A 23,647-nucleotide genomic window follows, 5' to 3' on the forward strand; every position below is an offset into this window, starting at 1 on the left:
TATGCCAAAAGCCATAGGCATGGTTGAGTTTACAAGCATTGCAAAAGGCATGTATGTAGCAGATCAAATGGTCAAGATCTCCAATGTAGATATAGTTACATCTGGCTCTGCTTGTCCTGGAAAATACAATGCCATTGTTCATGGAGATGTAGCGTCAGTTGAGGATTCAGTAAAACTTGGTGAAGACTTAGCTGAAGAATTTTTAGTTGATTCGATATTAATTCCTAATGTTGACTCCAAGATATTTCCGGCGATAACCGGTGCTACAATGCCTGAAAAAGTTCAAGCAATTGGAATAATAGAGTGTTTCTCTCAAGCGAATATGATATATGCAGCTGATGCCATACTTAAGGTGGCAGATCTTGAACCCATAGAAATTCGTTTAGGGAATGGGTTAGGTGGAAAATCTTACTTTACATTTACCGGCGATGTGGCTGCCGTTCAAACTGGTGTAGAAGCTGGGAAAGCAGCATCAAAAGATCAAGGTCTTCTTTTAAATGTAGAGGTAATACCTTCCCCATCTGAAGCTCTGGTAGCATCGTTATTTTAAAATAGATTGGTGCTAAATCTTCAGAGAAAGGAGTGAAAAGATGAAAAAACTGATTCGCGCTAAAGATGTGGAAGAAGCTGTGGGCAAAGGTGTCAAGGAAATCCCAGTAATGTCTAACACAATAATAACACCTTCCGCTAAAGACATAGCTCAAGCCAGTGGGGTTGAATTTGTGACACAAACACCTCAAACCAACCAAATTGCAAACAGTAAATCATCAAATTCCAGCCAAAATGGATTAGACAGTGAAATGGTGTACAACGTACTCAAGACGCTGATGGAAAAAGGAATGTTAGAGGAGTTAATGAACTCCCTTCCCGTTCCTAGCAAGTTCATCTCAGAAAGTGCCGACGGTCTTAAAGTAATTCGTGGCAACTCAGTAAAATATGATAATGTAAAAACTAATTGTCCCAACTCACAGGTGTATAGCCAGGAGCTAATCAAAAAAGATGATTCTCAGTTAAGAGCAGGTCTTTTAAAGATTGAACAATCCAAGTATGACCCAGAAATAGCACAACAGGAAATTAACTACGTTATCGAAGGAACCGTAACAACAACTATTAACGGCAAATCGCTAGTAGCAAATCCCGGTGATGTAATTTATATCCCATCTAACTCAAAAATTACTAGAGAATCTGATAAAGTAAAGCTACTTTATGTCACCTACCCTGCTAGTAAATACTAGAGTAAAGGAGGGTTGAAGATGCAGGCACTTGGATTTATCGAGACAAAAGGACTTATTATGGCTGTAGAAAGTGCAGATGCCATGGTAAAAGCGGCAAATGTAAACTTAGTAGAAAAAAACTACGTTGGGGGAGGGCTTGTATATATCGCAGTAGCTGGTGATGTTGGCGCAGTTAAGGCTGCCGTTGAAGCCGGAGTTGCAGCTATTGAAAAAATAGATAGAAGCTTACTCATCTCTCATCATGTAATTCCTCGTCACCATCAAGAATTAAGCAATATAATTGCTACAGCAAAGGAAAAACCAAAACCAAAAAGCGTTGAAGAACCTAAAACTGTTAAAATAGAACAAAAAAAGCCGGAAGAAGTGGCAAAGTTTGAAGGGAAAAAAGCAAAGCCAAAGGCTAAAGAGTCTGAGAAAAAATCAGTAACCCCAGAGTTGAAGTTGGACAAATTAAATAAAGCTACAGTAGACAAAGCAGTATCAGACCACGGCAAAGAAAAAACTTTAAAAGCCCTAGCAAAAGTCAAAGTCTCAGAGCTTAGAAAGCTAGCTAGAGAATATAAAGATTTTGGAATTATAGGCAGAAATATATCCAAAGCAAATAAAAATGTTTTGACAAAGGAATTCAAAAAATACTATAGCAAATAGTGGAAATAAAAATAAACAATGGGGGGATAGACTTGGAAAACTTAGACAAAGATTTACGCTCGGTACAAGAAGCAAGGGACCTTGCTAAACGTGGCAAAGTAGCTACAGATCAAATTGCCGATTATACCGAAGAGCAAATAAACAGGATTCTATGTAACATGGTTAAAGTTGCAAAAGAAAACGCAGTTAGATTAGCTCAAATGGCTGTAGAAGAAACTGGTTTTGGTAAAGTTGAAGATAAAACATATAAAAATCACATGGCGTCAGTGTTACTTTACGATGCTATAAAGGACATGAAAACCATCGGAGTAATTAGCGAGGATTCAAGCAAGCAAGTGCTTGATATAGCTGAACCTATGGGGCTTTTAATGGGAATTATTCCTTCAACCAACCCAACTTCAACCGCCATCTATAAATCCATAATAGCAATAAAATCAAGAAACGGAATAGTTTTTTCTCCACACCCTGCAGCTCTTAAGTGCACAAAAGAAGCAGTAGACTTGATGCACAAAGCAGCTGTGGAAGCTGGTGCCCCAAGCAACATAATAAGCACCATAGTGACACCCTCTATTCAAGCGACAAATGAGCTGATGAAGCACGAGCATATTTCCATGATTTTGGCCACTGGTGGTCCAGGGATGGTTAAAGCTTCATATAGCGCGGGGAAACCTGCTCTTGGTGTTGGTGCCGGTAACTCACCAGCATATATCGAAAGAACTGCCAACATCCAAAAAGCAGTTAGCAATATTTTAGCAAGTAAAACCTTTGATTATGGGACAATCTGTTCTTCAGAGCAATCTATAATCGTGGAGGAGTGCAATCAAGCAGCAGTTGTAGCAGAATTTAAAAAACAAGGCGCATACTTTATGACTGAAGAAGAGACAAAAAGAGTTTGTAGTTTATTATTTAAAAACGGTCACACAATGAACGCTAAGTTTGTCGGACGAAGCCCTCAAGTCATAGCTCAAGCTGCAGGCATATCAATTCCTGAAAACACTAAAGTTTTAATTGGTGAGCAACAGGGTGTAGGAGATGAATATCCGCTATCATATGAAAAACTAACCTCAGTGCTAGCTTTTTATACCGTGAAAGATTGGGTAGAAGCTTGCGACTTAAGTATAGAACTTTTACAAAATGGTATAGGACATACAATGAGTATCCATACAGAAGATAGAGACAAAGTGATGAAATTTGCAGCAAAACCTGCATCTCGTATTTTAGTTAATACAGGGGGAACCCAAGGCTCAACAGGAGGAAGTACCGGACTTATACCATCATTTACTTTAGGTTGCGGTACGTGGGGTGGAAGCTCAACTTCCGAAAACGTTAGCCCAACCCATCTTATAAACATTAAAAGAGTTGCATACGGAATAAAAGATTGTAGCACTCTTGCTGTTGAAGATCCTAGCTTTAATTATCCTGAACTCAATGATGTAGCAAATAATAAAGGCGTTGCTTCTGTAGATACTGACAACGAAAAAATTCTTAAACTAGTAAATGAGTTAGTAAGCGCTATGAAGGGAGCTAGTTAAGATGGATAATCAAGAAGCTGTCTTAAAGCTTTTGGAGGCAGTCCAAGCGATGTCCAGTGGCAAAGAAGATAAAAACTTGATTCCAGTAGGAGTTTCTAACCGTCATGTACACCTGAGTCAAACAGATATGGATGCTTTGTTTGGCCAAGGTTACCAACTGACAAAGTTAAAGGATTTATCTCAGCCGGGACAGTATGCCTGTAAAGAAACAGTTACCCTATGCGGACCTAAAGGGGCCATCGAAAAGGTTAGAATCTTAGGGCCTGCCCGCAGCAAAACTCAAGTAGAAGTGCTGGCATCAGACGGTTTTAAGTTGGGAGTTGCCCCACAGATAAGGCTGTCAGGCGATCTGCAAAACACCGATGGCATAACTTTGGTTGGACCTAAAGGTTCAGTTCAAATAAATGAAGGATTAATAGTGGCACAAAGACATATTCACATGAGCTGTCAGGATGCACAAAACCTAGGTGTTCAAGATGGTCAAATAGTTTCAATTGAGATCGAAGGCTTACGAGGTGGAACTTATGATAATGTAGCCATAAGAGCAACTGATAACTCATCACTAGAGTGTCATTTAGACACAGAAGAAGCAAATTCAATGGGCATCAATTCTTTATCTAAAGTTAAAATAAAAAACAAAAATTTAGGAGGAATGTAAAATGAAGTACGATGCATTAGGAATGGTGGAAACTAAAGGTTTAGTAGGAGCAGTTGAGGCAGCAGACGCAATGGTAAAGGCAGCAAATGTATCATTAGTAGGAAAAGAGCAAATTGGAGCTGGACTAGTAACCGTTATGGTAAGAGGAGACGTTGGAGCTGTTAAAGCTGCAACTGATGCTGGAGCTGGAGCTGCAGAAAGAGTTGGAGAACTAATTTCAGTACATGTTATTCCACGCCCACACGGTGAAGTAGAAGCAATCCTTCCAGAACAAAAAATTATTAAAGAATAATTAAGCTAAATAGTTTTGTACTTTGTACAATAAAACGGTAGAGAATGTCTCTCTGCCGTTTTATTGTGAATAGAAATCGTTTAAGGATTTGAGAAATTTAACAAAACCCTTTACATATATTGCTAAAGCTTAAAAAAGTTACAAATCCATAACTCAGGTTATCGTAGAAGGGAAATTGTCTAAAAGTGTCGAAGGGTACATCTAATGAACTATTATAAAATTTTTAATCTGCTTAATTCTAAAAAATTGTAAAGGGAGGATACTATGAAATTAAGAGCCAAGATAATGATAGCTATCTTAGTGTCAGTAGTGCTTATTTTTGTTGCTGTTACCAGTTTCAATATTATTGGATCTAGAGATATTGCCCAGCAACAAGCAATTGAGGTGGCAGAGGCTATCGCTGAAAATAATGCAGCAGAGATTGAGGAAGTGTTAAACACAGCCAACAACAATGCGGAAAATCTTAGCACAACCATAATAACCATGCTAAATAATGGAGTAGATGATAGAGAGTTGGTAATACAACTACTTCAAACAACACTAGAAGAAAATCAACAGCTAGGTGGAGCATGGGCAGCTTTTGAGCCTGATGCTTTTGACGGTAATGATGAAGATTTTGCCGACACTACTTTTCACGACGATAGCGGCAGATTTTTGCCATACTGGTATCGGGACGGAGAGGAAGTAGCTTACCAGCCCATCGCCGATGTAGCTGATGATGAGGTAAATGATTATTATACGATTCCTATGGAATCGGGAGAACCATACATTACAGAACCTACCACATATGAGGTTGGCGGACAAGAGTTAACTATGACATCATTGGTTATTCCAATCATTCCAGAAGATGAACCTATCGGAGTTGTGGGTGTTGACATATATCTAGATTTTTTACATACCATGATTTCTGAGGTGACTATTTTTGAAGAAGGTTTTGGCAGAGTGTTATCCAACCAAGGGGTAGTGGTAGCTCATCCTGATTCAGAAAGGGTAGGTCAGGTGGCCGGTGAGCTTGAGTCTGATGACGAAGAAGAGCGGGAAGCTTATAGCTCAGCTATTACCCAAGGTTTACATCATTCTGACTTTGCCTATTCTGCATCCCTTGGCCAAGAAGTATTTAAATCAGTGGTTCCAATCAATATAGGGCAAACCGATACACCATGGTCTTTTGGCACTGTGGTAACCGAAGATGATATGTACAGAGATGTAAACAGACAAATTCGAATACTAATCTTTGTTATGGTTGCAGGCCTTGTAATATTAGCTGTGGTTATTTTCTTAATTTCTACTTATATCACTAAGCCGATATCTGTAGTTACCGACTATGCAGAAAAAATGTCAAACTTAGACTTAACGGCAACAATGCCGGAAAAATACTTAAAGCATAATGATGAAATAGGTATGCTTTCTAACTCATTTAAAAAGCTAGGTAATAATCTTGAGCAAATTATAAATGAAATAAAGAGATCATCTACCAACTTAGGTAACTCATCTGAAACATTGAATGAAGCTTCTCAACAATCCACTCAAGCATCTATGGAGGTTGCCAAAGCTATCGAAGGTATAGCTAGCAGCACTTCCGACCAAGCTATACAAACTGAAAATGGGTTAAATAAAGCTTTAGAAATAGGAAACTTCATAGAACAAATAGTTAACAACATCGATGAGTTAAAAGATACGTCGTCGGAAGTAAACAATCTTGCAAAAGAGGGCAGTCAGTTAATGAATAACTTAACTGAAAGCACACAAAGCAGCCAAACTTCAACAGAAACCATAAAGGAAAACATAACTTCAACCGACGCTAGTGCAGAAAAGATAGCCAAATCAAATATGATGGTTCAATCCATAGCGGAACAAACCAATCTATTAGCACTAAATGCCGCTATAGAAGCTGCAAGAGCCGGTGAAGCCGGTAAAGGGTTTGCTGTAGTCGCTGATGAGATTAGAAAGCTAGCAGAACAATCCAATGAATTTGCTACAGAAATAAGCAAGGTGATAACAGAACTACAAGAAAAATCCAGCGAAACTGTATCCAATATGGAAATAGTAGTAAATGCAGTAAAAGAACAAACTAGTAGTGCCCAGGAAACAGAACATAAATTTAAAGGGATTGCTAGCTCTATAGACGACATTAGTCAGAAGATTGAAGAGTTAAAAGATGCAGGTCATAGCATCAATGATGAAAAAGACCAGCTGGTTGAATCCCTTAAAAATTTATCCAGTATTGGAGAAAATAACTCAGCGGCATCAGAAGAGGTATCTGCTTCTACTGAAGAGCAATCGGCTACATTCCAAGAAGTTTCAGCTTCCAGTGATAAATTAAAGGAATTAGTAGATAGCTTAAATAAACTGATAGAAAAGTTTAAAGTTTAAAAAACACTTAGGAGCCAAGCTAGAAAACTTGGCTCCTATTTTTTCTTCTGAGCAGGAAAAAAGTCGGAAAAAGTTGAAAGTTATAGTGTTGGAATTTTAAATTTTATTGACTATCTATAAAAAGGAGAGCAGAAAATGACAAAAGATTATTTAAGTAATTATAGTGAACTAGTAGTACAAACAGCAGTCAAACTTTGTGCTATTGCGTGTGCTTTTGTAGCACTTCAATATGGACTTGTTATGGAATATACGATACCTAATTTAATAATGTTAGCGATGAGTATTTTTTTAGTGGGCTTATTTAGCTATTTTAATCTAACTAAAAAATTTAGTTATAAACATGCCCAAATGACGTTAATAGCTTTTTTTATCGGATGGTTGTATAGCGCGTTGATAGGAACTTTAATTGCCATGTTTTTAATAGTACCGGTGCTAATGCTACTAGCTTTATATCCTCAAAAAAAATTCAGATGGAAAGTAATGATAGCTTTATGGACTGGATACATAATCGTAATTATATATAACTTATTAGGGTATTCAGATGTTTTAAGTTTTAGCATAGGATTAGGAGTATTCTTTTTTTACTTAAGTGCTTGTTATGCCCTAAATGCTCTTACATTGTTAATAAATAAGTTGAGTTTAGATGTGGATAAAAATCAACAACAATTGGTAAAAAGCAATGCTCAAGTTGAAAACCACCTAAAAGAAATCGAAAATGTTCAGCAACAAACCACAGACTACATTAACGAGGTAATACCATCTTTAAGAGAAACGGTAAATGTCACTGAAGAAATTGCTAAAAGCATAGAAGAACATACTCAATCAGTGGAAAGCTCGTCAGAAAAAGGTGGGGAATCCATAGAATATGCTGAAAAGCTAGATAATAGCCTAGGAGTACTAGAAACAAAGCTTGAAAATGTAACAGAAGCCAAAGAGGATGGAGAAAAGGGTGTGAACTCTCTATCAAGGACTGCTACAAAAAGTATCAAAGTTAAAGACAATATGCTAAACGTAGCGCAACTAACCGAAGAGCGAGCTAATAAAATAATAGAAGTGTTAGGCAGCATAAAAAGTATAGCTAATCAAACACAAATACTTTCCCTCAATGCTTCCATCGAAGCTGCAAGAGCAGGTGAACATGGCAAAGGTTTTTCTGTGGTAGCAGATGAAGTTGGACAATTAGCTGAACAAACATCAAACTATGTAGTTGACATAGAAAAAATAACCAAAGAGCTAGATGATAGCACTACCGAAGTAAATAAAGCAGCTAAAGCTCTAAACGCTATTGTAAATGGGCAGAACAAACTCATCGGTGAGGTAATAGAGCATTTTACAAACATTGATGCTAGCGTAACAGAATCTTTAAAAGAAATGTCGGTAGTAGGCTCAGACCTAACTAGCGTTAAAAATAATATAGAACACCTAAATACTCAATTAGAATCCATGTCAGCAGTATCGCAACAAATTTCAGCCAGCTCCCAGCAATCGCTAAGTTCTCTTCAAGAACAATTTAACTCAATGGAAAAAATCCAAGAAAAAGTAAACGAGCTAGGTAAGAACGATAGTGAAGCAGTAGTTTAACCATCGCTTAGCCATCGTTTACTAATTGTTCACCAAAGGAGCTAATTCTAATGATAAAACTTGTTGCCATAGATTTAGATGGCACTTTGCTAAACGACAGCGGAGAAATTCATCCAAAAGATAGCGAAAAAATTCAAAACCTAATATCTAACGGGATTTATGTTGTTCTTGCCACCGGCCGCACCTTTAAATCTGCCCAGCATATTGCCAAACAGTTAAACTTAAATGTGCCGATAGTCACATATAACGGAGGGTTGGTAAAGGACGCCATCTCACAGAGAGTAATCCACTGCTCAAAAATTAACCTAGACACAGCAAAAGAAATCTTAAAGCTAGCCGAGCATCAACAGGTTTACGCCCGTGCCTATATAGATGATGTGCTGTGGGAGGAAAAAGAAAATATAAATGCTAAGTTATACGCCCAAAAACATAGAATAAGCTATCAAGTAAAGGGGAGCCTTAGCAAAAATTTAGATAAAGAACCATATATACTGCTATTTAAAGACAAACAAAACCCCTCTAAAATTCATAACCTTACCAATAAACTAAAAGAGCTAAACAAAGTATCAGTTACATCATCAACACCGGACTCAGTAGAGGTAATGAGCAAGGGAACATCTAAAGCCCATGCCCTTAAAATAATATGCCAAAAACTAAATATCCCAAAAGCTAAAACACTGGCCATCGGTAACAGCTTAAATGATTATGATATGTTGGCATTGGCAGGGCAAGGGGTGGCCATGAAAAACTCCGATCAAGCACTGCTGGAGAGATGGAGTAAAGTATCGCAGTATACAAATAATCAAGCTGGAGTATCCAGTATCATAGAAAAATTTGTAAAAACATAGTTATAAAAAAGCACGCTAACAAATGGATAATTGAAGAGGTTTCCTGCTAGTTTAAACTAGAGGCAAATCTAGAGCATAAAAACACCTTTTTTAAAAATAAAAAGGTGTTTTTGTCTGCAAGCGACAAAATTAGACATTTTTCTATGGAGGAATTTGTAAAAAAGTAACGAATAAAGTAACGGTAAAACATATTTAAAGGATGGCCTACTAATCAATAAAATGGAGCCATCTAGAAGAAAAGGATGTGATACAAAGGAGGTCCTCGGTAAAAAGAAGTTAAGGTATTTTTAAGTTAGTACTTTAAAATCTCTTATTATTACAAGGAGGAATAGTTAAATGGAACCATCAACAGGGAAGAAGAAAACCGAAAGAAATTGGGGAGATAAGTTTTTAAACATAGTAGAAAAAACAGGTAACAAACTTCCACACCCCGCTACTTTATTTTGCATATTTGCTGTAGCAGTGTTACTGCTATCAGCTGGATTAGCTGCACTTGATGTGTCAGCGGAGCATCCAGACCCTGATATAGATGAGAAAGTTAAAGTAGTTAATCTTTTATCTAAAGAAGGGATAAGAGATATACTCACAAAAGCGGTTGACAACTTTACTGGATTCGCACCGTTAGGCGTTGTGTTAGTTGCAATGTTGGGAGTAGGTGTGGCAGAAAGATCTGGCCTTATTTCAGCTTTCTTAAAGAAAATTGTAATGGGAGCACCGGACATGCTAATTACCGCAGTTGTTGTTTTTGCAGGTATCATGTCGTCCATGGCATCAGATGCTGGATACGTTGTGCTAGTTCCCCTAGGAGCTGTTATATTTTTATCAAAAGGGCGGCACCCTATCGCAGGATTGGCAGCAGCTTTTGCAGGTGTATCAGGTGGCTTTAGTTCTAACCTAATTATTACTATGATCGACCCTATGCTAGGTGGTTTTACCCAAGAATCAGCCCAAATGATGGATTCTGCATACACGGTTACTCCAGCAGCAAACCTTTTCTTTATGATGGCATCTACTGTGTTAATAACGGTTGTAGGTGTATTAGTAACAGAAAAAGTTGTAGAACCTAGGTTAGGAAGCTATACCGGTTCATATAAACAGGATCTCGATTCACTTAAACCAAAAGAAAATAAAAGTTTAAAAATAGCTTTGTTTGCTTTGATAGCTTATGTTATAGTAGTAGCGCTGATGACAGTTCCCGAAACAGCTATACTAAGAACTGACGAAGGAGCTCTTTTAGCTGATCATGAGTCGCCGTTTATAGGAGCAATGATACCACTTATTGCCCTGTCATTTTTCATTCCTGGGTTGGCTTATGGGATTAGTGTAGGAGATGTCAAAAAGGACAAAACAGTTGTAAAGTATATGGAAGATACCATGTCTACCATGGGTGGATATATCGTACTAGCTTTTGTTGCAGCACAATTTGTTGCATATTTCGAATGGTCCAATATAGGCTTTATTTTAGCCATAAATGGAGCGGAGTTTTTGCAAGCTATTAACTTAACAGGGATACCACTTATTTTAGCTTTTATACTAGTTAGTGGTTTTATCAACATTTTTGTGGGCAGTGCTTCTGCTAAATGGGCTATAATGGCTCCTGTGTTTGTTCCAATGTTAATGAATATGGGTTATTCACCGGAAGTTGCACAGCTTGCCTATCGTATTGGTGACTCTACCACCAATATTATATCCCCTTTGATGCCTTACTTTGCAATTATCGTAGCCTTTGCTCAAAAATATGATAAAAATATTGGAATTGGAACTCTAATTTCTACTATGCTTCCATATTCTATTGCATTTATGATAGCTTGGATGATTATGCTGTCAGCTTGGCTACTATTAGGATTGCCAATTGGGCCTGAAGCACCAATATACTATTAAGAATTTATAAATAGGATTATAAAAGCGGTTAGACCGATAAGTCTAACCGCTTTTTAATGCTATGGCGTTAATGTCAGAACAAGAACCTTATTTTTTTACTTTCACTATCATACCAATAACAGTAGCTAAAACTGCTATAACTAAAATAACCACTAACCAACCTAAACCACTTTCCTCATCTACAGAGATAATTCCAACCTCCGCATCCTCATCATCAGCACTAACTGGTTCATTACTTTTTTCTTGCTCATTATCAGAGCCAACTGGATCATCAGACTGGACCTCGTCAAAATCAGCATCATCAACCTCTCCATTTTCTGAGTCTGACGTAAGAGTCCTTACAATTCCTTTTTCGCCTTCCTTTTCTCGATATCGTTCGATAACTTCTTCATTTACAAACTCAAAAGTCTCAGCATCAATATAAATTCCCTTTATATCCCCATCATCCACAGTAAAAGTTGCTTTATAAAATTTATCTTCAGTAATAGCGGGAAAATCTACGACCCAGGCATCCCTAGTACAACTTCTTCGCCAAACTCTTCCTGTAATATACCAGTGATTCTTTCCATTGTTTCATCATCTACCAGCTCTATAGCAGCAAAAGCGGTAAAACTAAAAATTAAAACCAAAACAAAGCCAATAATAAAACTTCTTTTTAACATGTCATCACCCCTAAAGTTATTTGTTTATCTTTAAGACGACAAAAAGAATAAAAAGTTCCACAAAAAAATAAAAACTTGTATAAACTTTTAACAATTAAACCCCGGTAAGAAGTCCCTCCTTGCAAAGGTAGAGGCCACCAGCCGATGCAAAACAATAAGGAATCCCCCTTGCAAGAGGTAGAGAGCAACCCGCCGATGCAAAAAGCTTAGACCAACTAGACCAACCTTAAACAACACCACCCTAGCAAGAGGTAGGGTGCGACCACTGTGTCGCCCCATCAACAAATGGCAGTCTAAGTGGTGTGCACCCATCATCCAGCTACCATGTCATTCTGAGCGTAAGGCGAAGAATCTATGTTTTTAAGTCTATACAAAACTTGTAGTTGAGCATTCCCTGCTTCATCTGTTAATTGGGTAGCATACTCCTGAAAAATATCTTTATTAAGAGGGATGACGAGATATTCATGGAAAACAGTTTTTTACAGTTGAAAAACCCTTAACCATAGTCATCATACATTATATTTTAAAGGGAGAGAGACAATTATGAAATTAAAAGGAATGATAGCGCTGTTTTCAGCCCTAATCTTAGTTTTAGAAGGCACCTTACTAATAGGATGCGGAAATAACAATATAAGAAACCAGTTACAATGAATAAAATGGAACTGGTTGTTTTCTTACATAAAGGCAAAAGATAGCTTAATAACAGCCGTGCTATGTAGCAGCAGGAAAATTTAAATTATAGCTGGGATATAACTTCAGATTCTCAAGCACAAAAATGCACCTCTCGTTTTAAAAACGTAGGGTGCATTTTTAACGTTTATTTAGAGGAACTAAAACCTAACAAAAGCTTATAATTAAATTGGCTCCACCTAGTAAAAACCTACATTTCATTAGCCATTTGCCTACACTCATTAGCACAAACATGACAAACATCAGCACAGTTTTGACAATGCTGTTCTTCAAACTTAGCACATTCATCGGCGCACATATCACAAATTTTAGCACACAACTCACAGTGCTCTTTAGTAAGCTGACCGTTCATAGCCATTAAAGTTATAGAATTCTGAGCTGTCATAGCACATTCAACCAAAAGCCCTAACATCTTCTTTCTGGAACTGACATCAGGCTCATCCAAACAAGCATCAAAACATTCCATACAAGACTGAGCAGCCCGAGAACAAGCATCAATACAAGCCTGAAAATCCGTCTTTCCATCAGCAATCAAACTCACAAAAAAACCCCCTTTTCAGTTTTTTAAGTATCTTACTTGTATTATCTATAAAAAAGAAAAAAGTTATACACCAAAACTTCATTTATCAAAATAAATGAGCCCATTGTAAACCACTCTAAACAAAAAAGTCTCCCAACCGTTCCTTCCATCCTATGTATTACAATTTTCAAGAGGTAGGGGTGATTACTGTGTCAATATTTAGCAATAGTTTCATACCTATCTAATTTATAGGAACTTCATTGTCCACATGAATAAGTGAGATAATTTAATGGAAAGCTTCATGTTTAAAATGATTGTATAAAAACATTAGAATCATAGTTTTTAAAGTTTTAGAAGCTATTATAAATGTAATTACCTATAAAATAAAGGAAAACAATATGTGTTGGGTAAAAAATATAGAAAAAGTATTTAAGGTTCCTACCTTTTTGTTGATTATACGCCAGCATAAATGGCAAGGCAAAAAGCATTAACCATTGGTAATTATCAAATAAGCTAAAGCCATTAGAACTGTTTGTAAACAACATTGGGTTTATCCCTATGATTGCATATGAAATAAATGTTATTATATCTCCTACAAGACATAGACCTGCCCGGCGAAACAAGCCAATGAATAACGGTACTATCTTAAAAATATCTATTAAGACAAATATTAGGATAAAATTTATATAGTAGATACTTAACTTGACTTTGGTATTTCTTAGACTACTTATCAATAATCCTAGTGTAACAAAAAGTAAACCACCTTCTAAGTTTAATATACTCCCTAGAAGATTGGGTACAGTATAAACTAAAAACTCTTCAGATAAATTAGTGAAATTTAATAATAGGATAATTAATATAATAGTAATTAACTGCCATAGTAAGTAAAGCGATACTAGCTTGCTTCTTTTTTCTATCGGTGAATAGTAAAAAAGATATATAAAAACGCATATTGTAAATAATGTTCTTGGGAAATCTGTGGTTATTTGCCTATATTCTTTTCCAAAAGGATAGTTAACAAAAAGTAGTATTATCCCCATAAAAACACATAAAAAATATAGTCTTAAAAGATAGTCCTTTTTACGCCTACTGTAATTAAAGCCAACAACAGTGCAAAAAATAAAAATTGGAGCTGCTAGTCGACCTATGTAATGAAAAAAAGTAGGAGTAAACGGAATAAATAGAGCCATATGGTCTATTAGCATAAATAGTAAAGCAATTATTTTCAAACTTGTTGTGTTCATAACTATCCTCCCTATACAGGTTTTTTTGATATGTCTCTTTCAAGCTTATGGCCCTATACACTTTTCATTTTAATTATAGATGTGATTTTTATGTCATTTTCGCTCACCCGTAAAGCAAAAACTTAACAAAATCTATCGAATATATCCATCAAAATTTCTATATCCCCCTTGAAATAATAAATAAATTTCTCTATTAGGATTCCCTATCTCTGGGAAAAAGTAGCGAGTATGTCCTGGGCTTACAGTAACCGTATGGTATGTTTTCCAAAATGTTTTTGTTTTAACTGTTAAGCTTTCATGGGAATAATTATTTACAACTACTGCATAAGATGATTTTCCTTTAAATTTATAGTTGCTATATAAATTTTGATGGCGAGCAACTCCTGCAAAATTATATTGCCCCTTTGAAGATATATCCCAAACTTCTCTAGGTATAGATGTACAAGGTGCTATTATTGATTGCTTATGTTGTTCACTATAATGAGCTTTTATTTGTTCTTCTGTCATCTTCACTTCGTAAGTAAATATTGCATTTTCTATATCCTTTGTTTGTGCAAGTAGAGTTGAAGAAGGCAATAAAAAAACGATCAAAAATGTAAAACTTAATAATTTTTTCATAAAAAATTCCTCCCTTTTAAAAATTAAATACCTTTTCTAATCTTACAATATCATAATTTTTAGAATAGTAAACCTGATTATAATCGGGGCCTGTAAAGGGGTTATTTATAAGTTGATAGAAGGGAGCTCGTTCCCTGATTGTAACTAAAACACCAAAACCAAAAAAGAAACCTCAAACAAAGATAAAACAAAAAAAGCCACCAACCAACTACCGTAGCAGGTAATTCATTGCCTGCGGACATCGCAACTCAAATGGTTCCCATTTCTAACTTCACACTTCCCACTACTCAAACGGTAATTCATTGCCTGCGGACATCGCAACTCAAATGGTTCCCATTTCTAACTTCACACTTCCCACTACTCAAACGGTAATTCATTGCCTGCGGACATCGCAACTCAAATGGTTCCCATTTCTAACTTCACACTTCCCACTACTCAAACGGTAATTCATTGCCTGCGGACATCGCAACTCAAATGGTTCCCATTTCTAACTTCACACTTCCCACTACTCAAACGGTAATTCATTGCCTGCGGACATCGCAACTCAAATGGTTCCCATTTCTAACTTCACACTTCCCACTACTCAAACGGTAATTCATTGCCTGCGGACATCGCAACTCAAATGGTTCCCATTTCTAACTTCACACTTCCCACTACTCAAACGGTAATTCATTGCCTGCGGACATCGCAACTCAAATGGTTCCCATTTCTAACTTCACACTTCCCACTACTCAAACGGTAATTCATTGCCTGCGGACATCGCAACTCAAATGGTTCCCATTTCTAACTTCACACTTCCCACTACTCAAACGGTAATTCATTGCCTGCGGACATCGCAACTCAAATGGTTCCCACTTCTAACTTCACACTTTCCACTACTCAAACGGCAATTCATTGCCTGCGAACATAAGCGACCCAATTGAGCTATAAAGCAGTAAATAACACTCCCATACTAATCCATCCACAGATATTACCCAAATTAATCATGTCATTCTGAGCGCAGCCGAAGTAAAATAAACAGCTCAAATACTGTTAAACACATTCATTAAATGTAACAAAAATCCATAAAAGGGGTAAAAAAGTCACCATCCCCATTTGCACATTACCTAGGAGAATATTGAAATATCAAAAGCCTGACCCCGCTCAAATCGACCCCATCTACATCACCCACCGTAGCAGGTAATTCATTGCCTGCGGACATCGCAACTCAAATGGTTCCCATTTCTTATTATTGACTGCTTCTGTTGTTCATTTACTTGTTCACTATAATGAGCTTTTATTTGTTCTTCTGTCATCTTCACTTCGTAAGTAAATATTGCATTTTGTATATCCTTTGTTTGCGCAAGTAGAGTTGAAGAAGGCAATAAAAAAACGATCAAAAATATAAAATTTAATAATTTTTTCATAAAAAATTCCTCCCTTTTAAAAATTAAATACCTTTTCTAATCTTACAATATCATAATTTTTAGAATAGTAAACCTGATTATAATCGGGGTCTGTAAAGGGGTTATTTATAAGTTGATAGAAGGGAACTCGTTCCCTGATTGTAACTAAAACACCAAAACCAAAAAAGAAACCTCAAACAAAGATAAAACAAAAAAAGCCACCAACAACCGTAGCAGGTAATTCATTGCCTGCGGAAATCGAAACCCAAATGGTTCCCACTTCCCACTACTCAAACGGTAATTCATTGCTGCGGACATAAACAACTAAACGTGGTACCAATGTTGTCTGAGCGCCAGGCGAAGAATCTTATCATTTAAGTCCAAACACCTTGTAGCCTCAAAAACGTAGAGGGGAATTCATTCCCCGGAGTAAAATAAACAGCTCAAATACTGTTAAACACATTCATTAAATGTAACAAAAATCCATAAAAGGGGTAAAAAAGTCACCATCCCCATTTGCACATTACCTAGGAGAATATTGAAATATCAAAAGCCTGACCCCACTTAAATCGACCCCATCTACATCACCCACCGTAGCAGGTAATTCATTGCCTGCGAACATAAGCGACCCAATTGAGCTATAAAGCAGTAAATAACACCCCCATACTAATCCATCCACAGATATTACCCAAATTAATCATGTCATTCTGAGCGCAGCCGAAGAATCTTTGGTTTCAGGTTAAAATTGCAATATTGCAGCCTGCCTCTAAGTGCTGCCTTATATAAAAAATTGTAAAAAAACAGCACTTTTATTAATTATCAAATATTCCTGACATATATATTAAACAGTAAAAGAGTTTACTGTAAATTTCAATTTTAAATACCAGATCGCATAAAAAATAGTTAAAATTTAAGAAAAAGTATTTACAAAATAAAAGAATAACTAATCGACACTGTTATAACAGTTAAAAGCGAAAGAGAATAATCACAAAAATGCAATTTTTTTAATAAATTTTAAATACATAGAAGGTTTACTCATCTATGTATCGAAGGGAGTATTAACGGAAGTTGTATTAAAGAAAAGATATAGAAAAAGAAAATTAGATTTAAAGTATGTATAGTTCATAGGATAGTTAGGTTAACAATTTTCCAAAATACTTTAATTGGTTTTGGAAATAAAATAATAAATAATATTTACAAGGAGGATTTTGAATGTGTAAAAAGGTAGGTATTCTTTTTTTAGCTACGGTTGTTACTTTATCACTGGGGCTAGGAGGATGCTCAGAACCTGCAGAAAATGGTGAGGCAGCAAGGGAAAACAACGTTTTGACAAGAGGTATATGGACTTCCCCACCAGGAATACTGCATCCAGGTCTTTACACAGATGCATATGATGCAATGGCTATAGACCTAATTTACAATGGAATGTTAAGTTATGATCCATTTGCAGAAGAGTATGTTCCAGATTTGGCGGAAGAATTTGATATTTCGGACGATGAACTTACAATGACTTTTACTTTAAGAGAGGATCTATATTGGCATGATGGAGAACCAGTAACAACAGAAGATGTTCAATTTACATTTGAGTTCATTGCTGATCCGGACTATACAGGGGTAAGATACTCAAATGTTCAGATAATAGAGGGGATGCCAGATTATAAAGAAGGAGAAGCAGATGAAATTACAGGGATTAATGTAATTGATGACAGAAATATTGAAATAACTCTAAGTGAAACCTACGCTCCCGCGTTAAGTGATGTAGGTGCAAGACAGATCATTCCTAAGCATATATGGGGAGATGTTGATATTGCTACAGCGGAAGAGCAAAACGATATACTTCAAAATCCAGTAGGAACAGGACCATTTAAGATGGATGAGTTTGCGAGGGATCAACATATAAGATTGGTTAAATTTGAAGACTATCATAAGGGTGAGCCCAAATTAGATGGAATTACTCTAAATGTTACAAACCAAGAGACTGCCCAAGCACAACTAGCTGCTGGCGAACTTGATTTTATGGATGTTTCAGAAATGTCAGAGGATACAGTAGCTTTTTTCGAAGAAAATGGAAAGGAAATAGACACAGTCATGAGTGATGGTTATCAACATATGGCTATAAACACTAGAGAAGAAGCATTTGCTGATAAAAGAGTCCGTCAGGGAATAGCGTATGCTCTAGATCGTCAAAGCTTTGTAGATGATGTTTTGGACGGTTACGGACAGGTTTCTAACGTACCCTTACCTTCTTTTAGTGAGTATATGCCTCCAGCGGACAGCATAAATCAGTATGAGCGTGACCTTGATAAAGCTATAGAATTATTCGAAGAAGCTGGATGGGAATATAATGAAGATGAGGAAACTATGTATATAGATGGTGAACCAGCCCAATTTACACTTATTTATCCATCTGGGAATGTTCCAAGAGAAAGATCGGCTACTGTATGGCAGCAAGATTTAGCAGAAGTAGGAATTGAAATAGAGTTAGAAATGATGGATTTTGATACGATGTTCTCTAACCACCTAGACGTGCACGACTTTGATATGGCTTTAACTGGTTGGTCACTTACTCCTGATCCAGATGCTAGAGGTATATGGCACTCAGAGCAAGACTTTGAAGGAGGATTTAACTTTCCAGGTTTTGTAAATGACAGAAATGATGAATTGCTAGAGGAAGGCACACGCCATATGTTGCCAGAAGACAGGGTGCCGATTTACGAAGAATGGGGACAATTAATGAACGAACACTTGCCTTCAATTTTCCTATATAGCATGGAAGAGGGAAGAGCATATACACCTGACTTTAAGGGACATAACTTCCACTCCTTTACGGATTATCACGATGTTCACAAGTGGTATTTAGAAGAATAAAAATTTTATAACACCAAAAAAGTTAATTAATAGCTTATTTTTATAATAGGCTATTAATTAACTTTAAGATACCAAAGTTCAAGAAGTAATAAACAAGGGAGGGAAAGAATAGTTGAAAAAATATCTTATAAGAAGATTACTAATTCTCATACCAGTGTTGTTGGGAGTTTCTATTATAGTTTTTGCTTTAGTGGAAGCGATGCCTGGTAACCCATACTCCGATCAAATAGATCCAACAGTTCCACAGGAAGAATATCAAGAAAGATTAGAGCGGATGGGTTATTATGACCCGTTACCAGTTAGATATGCAAGATGGTTAGGTCGTTCACTAACTTTAGATTTTGGATATTCAACAAATTATGGTGCTCCTGTTACAGAAGTGATTGCAGGCAGGCTTCCTAATACCATTCTTTTAGGTGGGCTAGCCTTAGTTTTTACAATAGTTGTGGCAGTGCCATTGGGAGTTATTTCAGCAACTAATCAGTATTCTATTCTAGATTATGCTGTAACTGTCTTTGCTTTTATAGGGTTATCAATTCCAGCTTTTTTCTTCGGGCTTTTAATGATTAAATTTTTATCATTTGAACTGGGTTTATTTCCAATTTCGGGAACGGGACTAGATGCTGACTATACCGGCATTAGAATGTTACTCCACAGAATTCACCACTTGATATTACCTACTATTGTTTTAGGGTTACTTAGTACTGCGTCTGTAATGAGATATACACGGTCAAGCATGCTTGAAGTTATTCAACAAGATTATATTCGTACAGCAAGGGCAAAAGGTCTTAATGAAAAGATTGTTATCTATAAACATGCTCTAAAAAATGCAATGATACCAGTTGTAACAGTGGTTGCGTTGATGCTACCCACCTTAGTCTCGGGAGCTGTACTGACTGAAACTATTTTTTCATGGCCGGGAGTTGGAACATTAATGATAGATGCCATCAATAATAGGGATTATCCTCTTCTTATGGGGATTACAATGATGCTATCAACTGTTATAGTATTTGCAAACTTATTAGCAGATATACTATACGCTGTAATAGACCCTAGAATAAAGTATGATTAATCTCAAAATAAGGGAGGGGAAAAAGTGGAAAAAGTAACTAGTAAAAACTTAAATAAAAAGCCTATGAATGAACCAAAAGGTCTATCTCCTTGGAAGATTGCTAAGGATAGATTTTTTCAAAATAAGCTTGCGGTAATTGGTCTTGTTGTGTTGACTATTTTAATATTTTCTGCAATTTTTGCTCCTGTGTTGACGCCCCATGATAGGGATTGGCAGGATAGAGCAAGAATAAACGATGGTCCAGATGGTGTAAATTGGTTAGGTTTTGACGATGTTGGTAGAGACATATATACTCGCTTAATATACGGTGGTAGAGTGTCACTGAGTGTAGGTATTATAGCCACTCTAATAGCTACAACAATTGGAGTGACACTAGGATCCATAGCCGGTTATTTTGGAGGATTAGCTGATGGCATAATAATGAGGCTAGTTGATACAATAATGTGTTTCCCCTTTTTCGTTATTGCTGTAGTACTTTCGGCAACTCTTGGAGCCACAGTTTTCAATACCATACTTATAATAGCTGCCGTACGCTGGACTCAAATAGCCAGAGTGGTTAGGGCTGAAATACTGTCTTTAAAGGAAAGGGAATTTGTTGAGGCTGCAAGAGCTTTAGGGTTAGAAAAATATGAAATTATTGTAAGACACCTAATTCCTAACGTAATGGCTCCTATAATTGTGTACTCCACTTTAAGCATAGCTACAGCTATTTTACTGGAAGCGGGTCTCAGCTTCTTAGGATTAGGTGTTTCTCAACCCACTCCTAGTTGGGGGAATATGTTGGAGTCAGCTCAAAGCTTAATAGCTTTAGATAACCGTCCGTGGCAATGGATGCCAGCAGGATTCATGGTGTTTATTACAGTACTTTCAATTAACTTTGTAGGCGATGGATTAAGAGATGCACTAGATCCAAAGTTAAAGCAGTAGGAGGTGTAAGGGTGTCAGATACATTGTTAAAAATTAAAGGATTAAAAACAAGCTTTCAAACATCGGAAGGTAAGGTCGTTGCTGTTAACGATGTTGACCTTACTATTAAAAAAGGAAAAGTGTTAGGAGTTGTTGGAGAATCTGGTTGTGGCAAGAGTGTAACTTCACTTTCCATAATGAGGTTGCTTCCACCAAATGGAAATTTAGATAAAGGTTTAATGGATTTTGGGGGCAAAGATTTGCTGCAATTAAGTGAGGGTGAGATGAGGAAAATAAGGGGCAACGACATTTCCATGATATTTCAAGAGCCTATGACTGCCTTAAACCCTGTTTTTACTGTAGGAAACCAAATGAAAGAAAGCCTTATGTTACACAAAAAAATGTCTGACAAAGAAAGCCAAAAAAGAGCAATTGAGCTTATTGACCTTGTAGGTATACCACGACCGGAAAAGGTGATTAAAGAATATCCTCATCAGTTAAGCGGAGGTATGCGTCAAAGAGTTATGATAGCAATGGCTCTCAGTTGTGATCCTAAGTTTTTAATTGCAGATGAACCAACCACAGCTCTAGATGTTACTATCCAGGCTCAAGTATTAGAGCTTATGAAAAAGCTTCAGAAAGAATATGGAACATCGATCATGTTTATAACTCATGATTTAGGAGTTATAGCAGAAATGGCTGATGATGTGGTTGTGATGTACGCTGGGAAAGTAGTGGAAGAAACCGATATAATTAGTTTATTTGAAAACGCAAAACACCCATATACCACAGGGTTATTAAAATCTAGACCTGATATGGTTGGCGAAGATGAAGAATTACAATGTATAACTGGAATGGTCCCTAGTCTTAAGAATATGCCCAAAGGTTGCTCCTTTAATCCTAGATGTGATAAAAGTATGGATATTTGTAAAGAAAAAATGCCGGAATTAATAGAAGTGACTCCAGGCCATAAAGCAAGATGCTGGCTCTATAGCGAAGGGGGACTATAAAGACATGGCAGAAAATTTATTAGAAATAAAAGATCTAAAAAAATACTTTCCAATTAAAGAGGGAGTGCTATCAAGGACAGTTGGTTATGTTAAAGCGGTGGATGGTATATCTTTTAACATTAAAAAAGGAGAGATAGTTGGATTAGTCGGAGAATCGGGGTGTGGTAAATCAACAGCTGGTCGTACAATACTCAACTTACTTGAGCCAACTGCTGGCGTTGTAAAGTTTGAGGGAGAAACTATTTTTGACGTTGAAAATAAGGTTAAAGTTAAAAAAGCTAAAATGCAGAAACTTAGACGAGATATGCAAATTATTTTTCAGGATCCATATGCTTCGTTAGATCCTAGGATGAATGTGGGAATGATAGTATCTGAAGGGATTAGAAAACATAAACTAGTGAAATCTAAAAGAGAAGCTATGGAAAAAGCTCAAGACCTGTTAGAATTGTGTGGACTTGAGGGAAGTAACATTCAAAAATATCCCCATGAGTTTAGTGGTGGGCAACGACAAAGAATAGGTATAGCTAGAGCTTTGGCTTTGGAACCGAAATTTATTGTTGCTGATGAACCTATAGCAGCGCTAGACGTTTCCATTCAAGCTCAGGTTTTAAGATTAATGCAAGATTTAAAGGAAAGGTTTGGGCTAACTTATTTATTTGTTTCCCATGATTTGAGTGTTGTACAATATTTTTGTACAAAAGTAATGGTGATGTACCTAGGTAGTTTTGTTGAAACAGGTCCAACAAAGAAAATATTTAAAGACCCCTTACATCCGTACACAAAATCTTTGTTGTCAGCAGTACCAAAATCAGATCCGAGAAGTAAAAGAAAAAGAATAGTGCTAAAAGGAGACGTTCCTAGTCCAGCTAATCCACCAACTGGTTGTAAGTTTCACACCAGATGTGAATATGCTGAAAACATCTGTAAAGAAGAACAACCTATACTTAGAGAAATGGAATCGGATCATTTTGTTAGTTGCCATCTTGTAGAAAAGATAAATAAAATTTAAATGAGTGGTGTCTTTAAATGTATATTAACCATAATATAAATAAAAAAAATCAAGATGCTAAAAAGGAAAAGGAAGAGGAAAAGGACAAAAGCAGAATAGGATTCAAAGATTTTATTGCTTTATTTATAGCAATGAATCAAGTGATTTTTCCTATCGTGATAACAAGACTTTTAGGCTTTGTTATAGTGGGCTATATCTTTATCTGGCTTATGAGATTGGTATAAATAAAGCTTGATCTTCAATTACCCCAAAAAAGAGCTGCCTCAATTCTGAGTCAGCTCTTTTTGTATGTCATTAACACAACAACAAACCAATCCTTGTATGCGATGAAAGTGGGATTACCCAAACAACCAATGTGGGACAAAACGAGCAAACCATGGAAAAAATACGAAGAGCCAAATTAAACCCAAATTCACCCCAAATTTTAACAACCAAAACCAAAAAGAAACCTCAAAGAAAGATAAAACAACAAAAATGCCTATCATCTAACGTAGCAGGTAATTCATTGCCTGCGGACATAAACAACTAAACGAGCTACCAATGTTATCTGCGTGCCAGGCGAAGAATCTTATCATTTAAGTCCAAATACCTTGTAACCTCAAAACGTAGAGGGGA

At 36.6% G+C, this 23,647-nt stretch carries 22 protein-coding genes; 16 read left to right on the top strand and 6 right to left on the bottom strand.

The window, feature by feature from the left end:
• The first annotated feature begins 1 nt into the window (after position 1).
• The 10 genes from PRVXT_RS01480 (at position 2) to PRVXT_RS01525 (ending at position 11,048) form a co-directional block, all read left to right on the top strand.
• On the top strand, positions 2 to 550 hold the full coding sequence (locus PRVXT_RS01480; protein WP_350343933.1) for a BMC domain-containing protein: 549 nt from the start codon (positions 2 to 4) through the stop codon (positions 548 to 550).
• 40 nt (positions 551 to 590) lie between these two features.
• Entirely contained in the window at positions 591 to 1,235 is a 645-nt protein-coding gene (locus tag PRVXT_RS01485) for a cupin domain-containing protein (protein ID WP_350343934.1), read from the top strand.
• Positions 1,236 to 1,253: 18 nt separating this feature from the next.
• A complete protein-coding gene (locus PRVXT_RS01490; RefSeq protein WP_350343935.1) occupies positions 1,254 to 1,883 on the top strand; it encodes a BMC domain-containing protein in 630 nt (209 codons plus the stop codon).
• A 32-nt stretch (positions 1,884 to 1,915) separates the two neighbouring features.
• A complete protein-coding gene (locus PRVXT_RS01495; protein WP_350343936.1) occupies positions 1,916 to 3,415 on the top strand; it encodes an acetaldehyde dehydrogenase (acetylating) in 1,500 nt (499 codons plus the stop codon).
• 1 nt (position 3,416) lies between these two features.
• Positions 3,417 to 4,073 carry a phosphate propanoyltransferase gene (locus PRVXT_RS01500; RefSeq protein WP_350343937.1) on the top strand — a complete coding sequence of 219 codons (657 nt, stop codon included), beginning with the start codon at positions 3,417 to 3,419 and terminating at the stop codon, positions 4,071 to 4,073.
• Between the two features lies 1 nt (position 4,074).
• Positions 4,075 to 4,365: a BMC domain-containing protein gene (locus PRVXT_RS01505; protein ID WP_350343938.1), complete on the top strand. Its 291-nt coding sequence runs from the start codon at positions 4,075 to 4,077 to the stop codon at positions 4,363 to 4,365.
• Between the two features lie 264 nt (positions 4,366 to 4,629).
• Positions 4,630 to 6,738: a methyl-accepting chemotaxis protein gene (locus PRVXT_RS01510; protein ID WP_350343939.1), complete on the top strand. Its 2,109-nt coding sequence runs from the start codon at positions 4,630 to 4,632 to the stop codon at positions 6,736 to 6,738.
• 135 nt (positions 6,739 to 6,873) lie between these two features.
• Positions 6,874 to 8,319, top strand: a complete 1,446-nt coding sequence (locus tag PRVXT_RS01515; protein WP_350343940.1) for a methyl-accepting chemotaxis protein — start codon at positions 6,874 to 6,876, stop codon at positions 8,317 to 8,319.
• 50 nt (positions 8,320 to 8,369) lie between these two features.
• Positions 8,370 to 9,167, top strand: coding sequence for a Cof-type HAD-IIB family hydrolase (locus PRVXT_RS01520; protein ID WP_350343941.1), 798 nt, complete (start codon positions 8,370 to 8,372; stop codon positions 9,165 to 9,167).
• A 336-nt stretch (positions 9,168 to 9,503) separates the two neighbouring features.
• The gene (locus tag PRVXT_RS01525; RefSeq protein ID WP_350343942.1) at positions 9,504 to 11,048 is read left to right on the top strand and encodes an AbgT family transporter; all 1,545 of its coding nucleotides are present in this window, start codon (positions 9,504 to 9,506) and stop codon (positions 11,046 to 11,048) included.
• Positions 11,049 to 11,135: 87 nt separating this feature from the next.
• Here PRVXT_RS01525 and PRVXT_RS01530 read toward each other — a convergent pair whose 3' ends face one another.
• The 6 genes from PRVXT_RS01530 to PRVXT_RS01555 form a co-directional block, all read right to left on the bottom strand.
• On the bottom strand, positions 11,136 to 11,498 hold the full coding sequence (locus PRVXT_RS01530) for a hypothetical protein (RefSeq protein ID WP_350343943.1): 363 nt from the start codon (positions 11,496 to 11,498) through the stop codon (positions 11,136 to 11,138).
• Between the two features lie 47 nt (positions 11,499 to 11,545).
• Positions 11,546 to 11,710 (bottom strand): hypothetical protein, encoded by a 165-nt coding sequence (locus tag PRVXT_RS01535; RefSeq protein ID WP_350343944.1) that lies wholly within the window; start codon positions 11,708 to 11,710, stop codon positions 11,546 to 11,548.
• An 880-nt stretch (positions 11,711 to 12,590) separates the two neighbouring features.
• A complete protein-coding gene (locus tag PRVXT_RS01540; RefSeq protein WP_434064302.1) occupies positions 12,591 to 12,941 on the bottom strand; it encodes a four-helix bundle copper-binding protein in 351 nt (116 codons plus the stop codon).
• A gap of 329 nt (positions 12,942 to 13,270) precedes the next feature.
• On the bottom strand, positions 13,271 to 14,164 hold the full coding sequence (locus tag PRVXT_RS01545) for a TraX family protein (protein ID WP_350343945.1): 894 nt from the start codon (positions 14,162 to 14,164) through the stop codon (positions 13,271 to 13,273).
• A 132-nt stretch (positions 14,165 to 14,296) separates the two neighbouring features.
• Positions 14,297 to 14,782 carry a hypothetical protein gene (locus tag PRVXT_RS01550; RefSeq protein ID WP_350343946.1) on the bottom strand — a complete coding sequence of 162 codons (486 nt, stop codon included), beginning with the start codon at positions 14,780 to 14,782 and terminating at the stop codon, positions 14,297 to 14,299.
• Positions 14,783 to 15,966: 1,184 nt separating this feature from the next.
• Positions 15,967 to 16,188 (bottom strand): hypothetical protein, encoded by a 222-nt coding sequence (locus PRVXT_RS01555; RefSeq protein WP_350343947.1) that lies wholly within the window; start codon positions 16,186 to 16,188, stop codon positions 15,967 to 15,969.
• Positions 16,189 to 17,379: 1,191 nt separating this feature from the next.
• Between PRVXT_RS01555 and PRVXT_RS01560 the strand changes: the two genes are divergently transcribed.
• The 6 genes from PRVXT_RS01560 to PRVXT_RS01585 all read left to right on the top strand — a co-directional run bounded on the left by PRVXT_RS01560 (position 17,380) and on the right by PRVXT_RS01585 (position 23,256).
• On the top strand, positions 17,380 to 19,035 hold the full coding sequence (locus PRVXT_RS01560; protein WP_350343948.1) for a peptide-binding protein: 1,656 nt from the start codon (positions 17,380 to 17,382) through the stop codon (positions 19,033 to 19,035).
• 112 nt (positions 19,036 to 19,147) lie between these two features.
• Complete coding sequence (locus PRVXT_RS01565; RefSeq protein ID WP_350343949.1) at positions 19,148 to 20,107, top strand: ABC transporter permease; 960 nt, start codon at positions 19,148 to 19,150, stop codon at positions 20,105 to 20,107.
• A gap of 24 nt (positions 20,108 to 20,131) precedes the next feature.
• Positions 20,132 to 21,034: an oligopeptide ABC transporter permease gene (gene opp4C / locus PRVXT_RS01570; protein WP_434064303.1), complete on the top strand. Its 903-nt coding sequence runs from the start codon at positions 20,132 to 20,134 to the stop codon at positions 21,032 to 21,034.
• Between the two features lie 11 nt (positions 21,035 to 21,045).
• Positions 21,046 to 22,023: an ABC transporter ATP-binding protein gene (locus PRVXT_RS01575; protein WP_350343950.1), complete on the top strand. Its 978-nt coding sequence runs from the start codon at positions 21,046 to 21,048 to the stop codon at positions 22,021 to 22,023.
• 4 nt (positions 22,024 to 22,027) lie between these two features.
• Entirely contained in the window at positions 22,028 to 23,032 is a 1,005-nt protein-coding gene (locus tag PRVXT_RS01580; protein WP_350343951.1) for an ABC transporter ATP-binding protein, read from the top strand.
• 17 nt (positions 23,033 to 23,049) lie between these two features.
• The gene (locus PRVXT_RS01585; RefSeq protein WP_350343952.1) at positions 23,050 to 23,256 is read left to right on the top strand and encodes a hypothetical protein; all 207 of its coding nucleotides are present in this window, start codon (positions 23,050 to 23,052) and stop codon (positions 23,254 to 23,256) included.
• The last annotated feature ends 391 nt before the right edge of the window (positions 23,257 to 23,647 follow it).

It is taken from the genome of Proteinivorax tanatarense (assembly GCF_040267685.1).
In the GTDB taxonomy this organism is placed as follows: domain Bacteria; phylum Bacillota; class Proteinivoracia; order Proteinivoracales; family Proteinivoracaceae; genus Proteinivorax; species Proteinivorax tanatarense.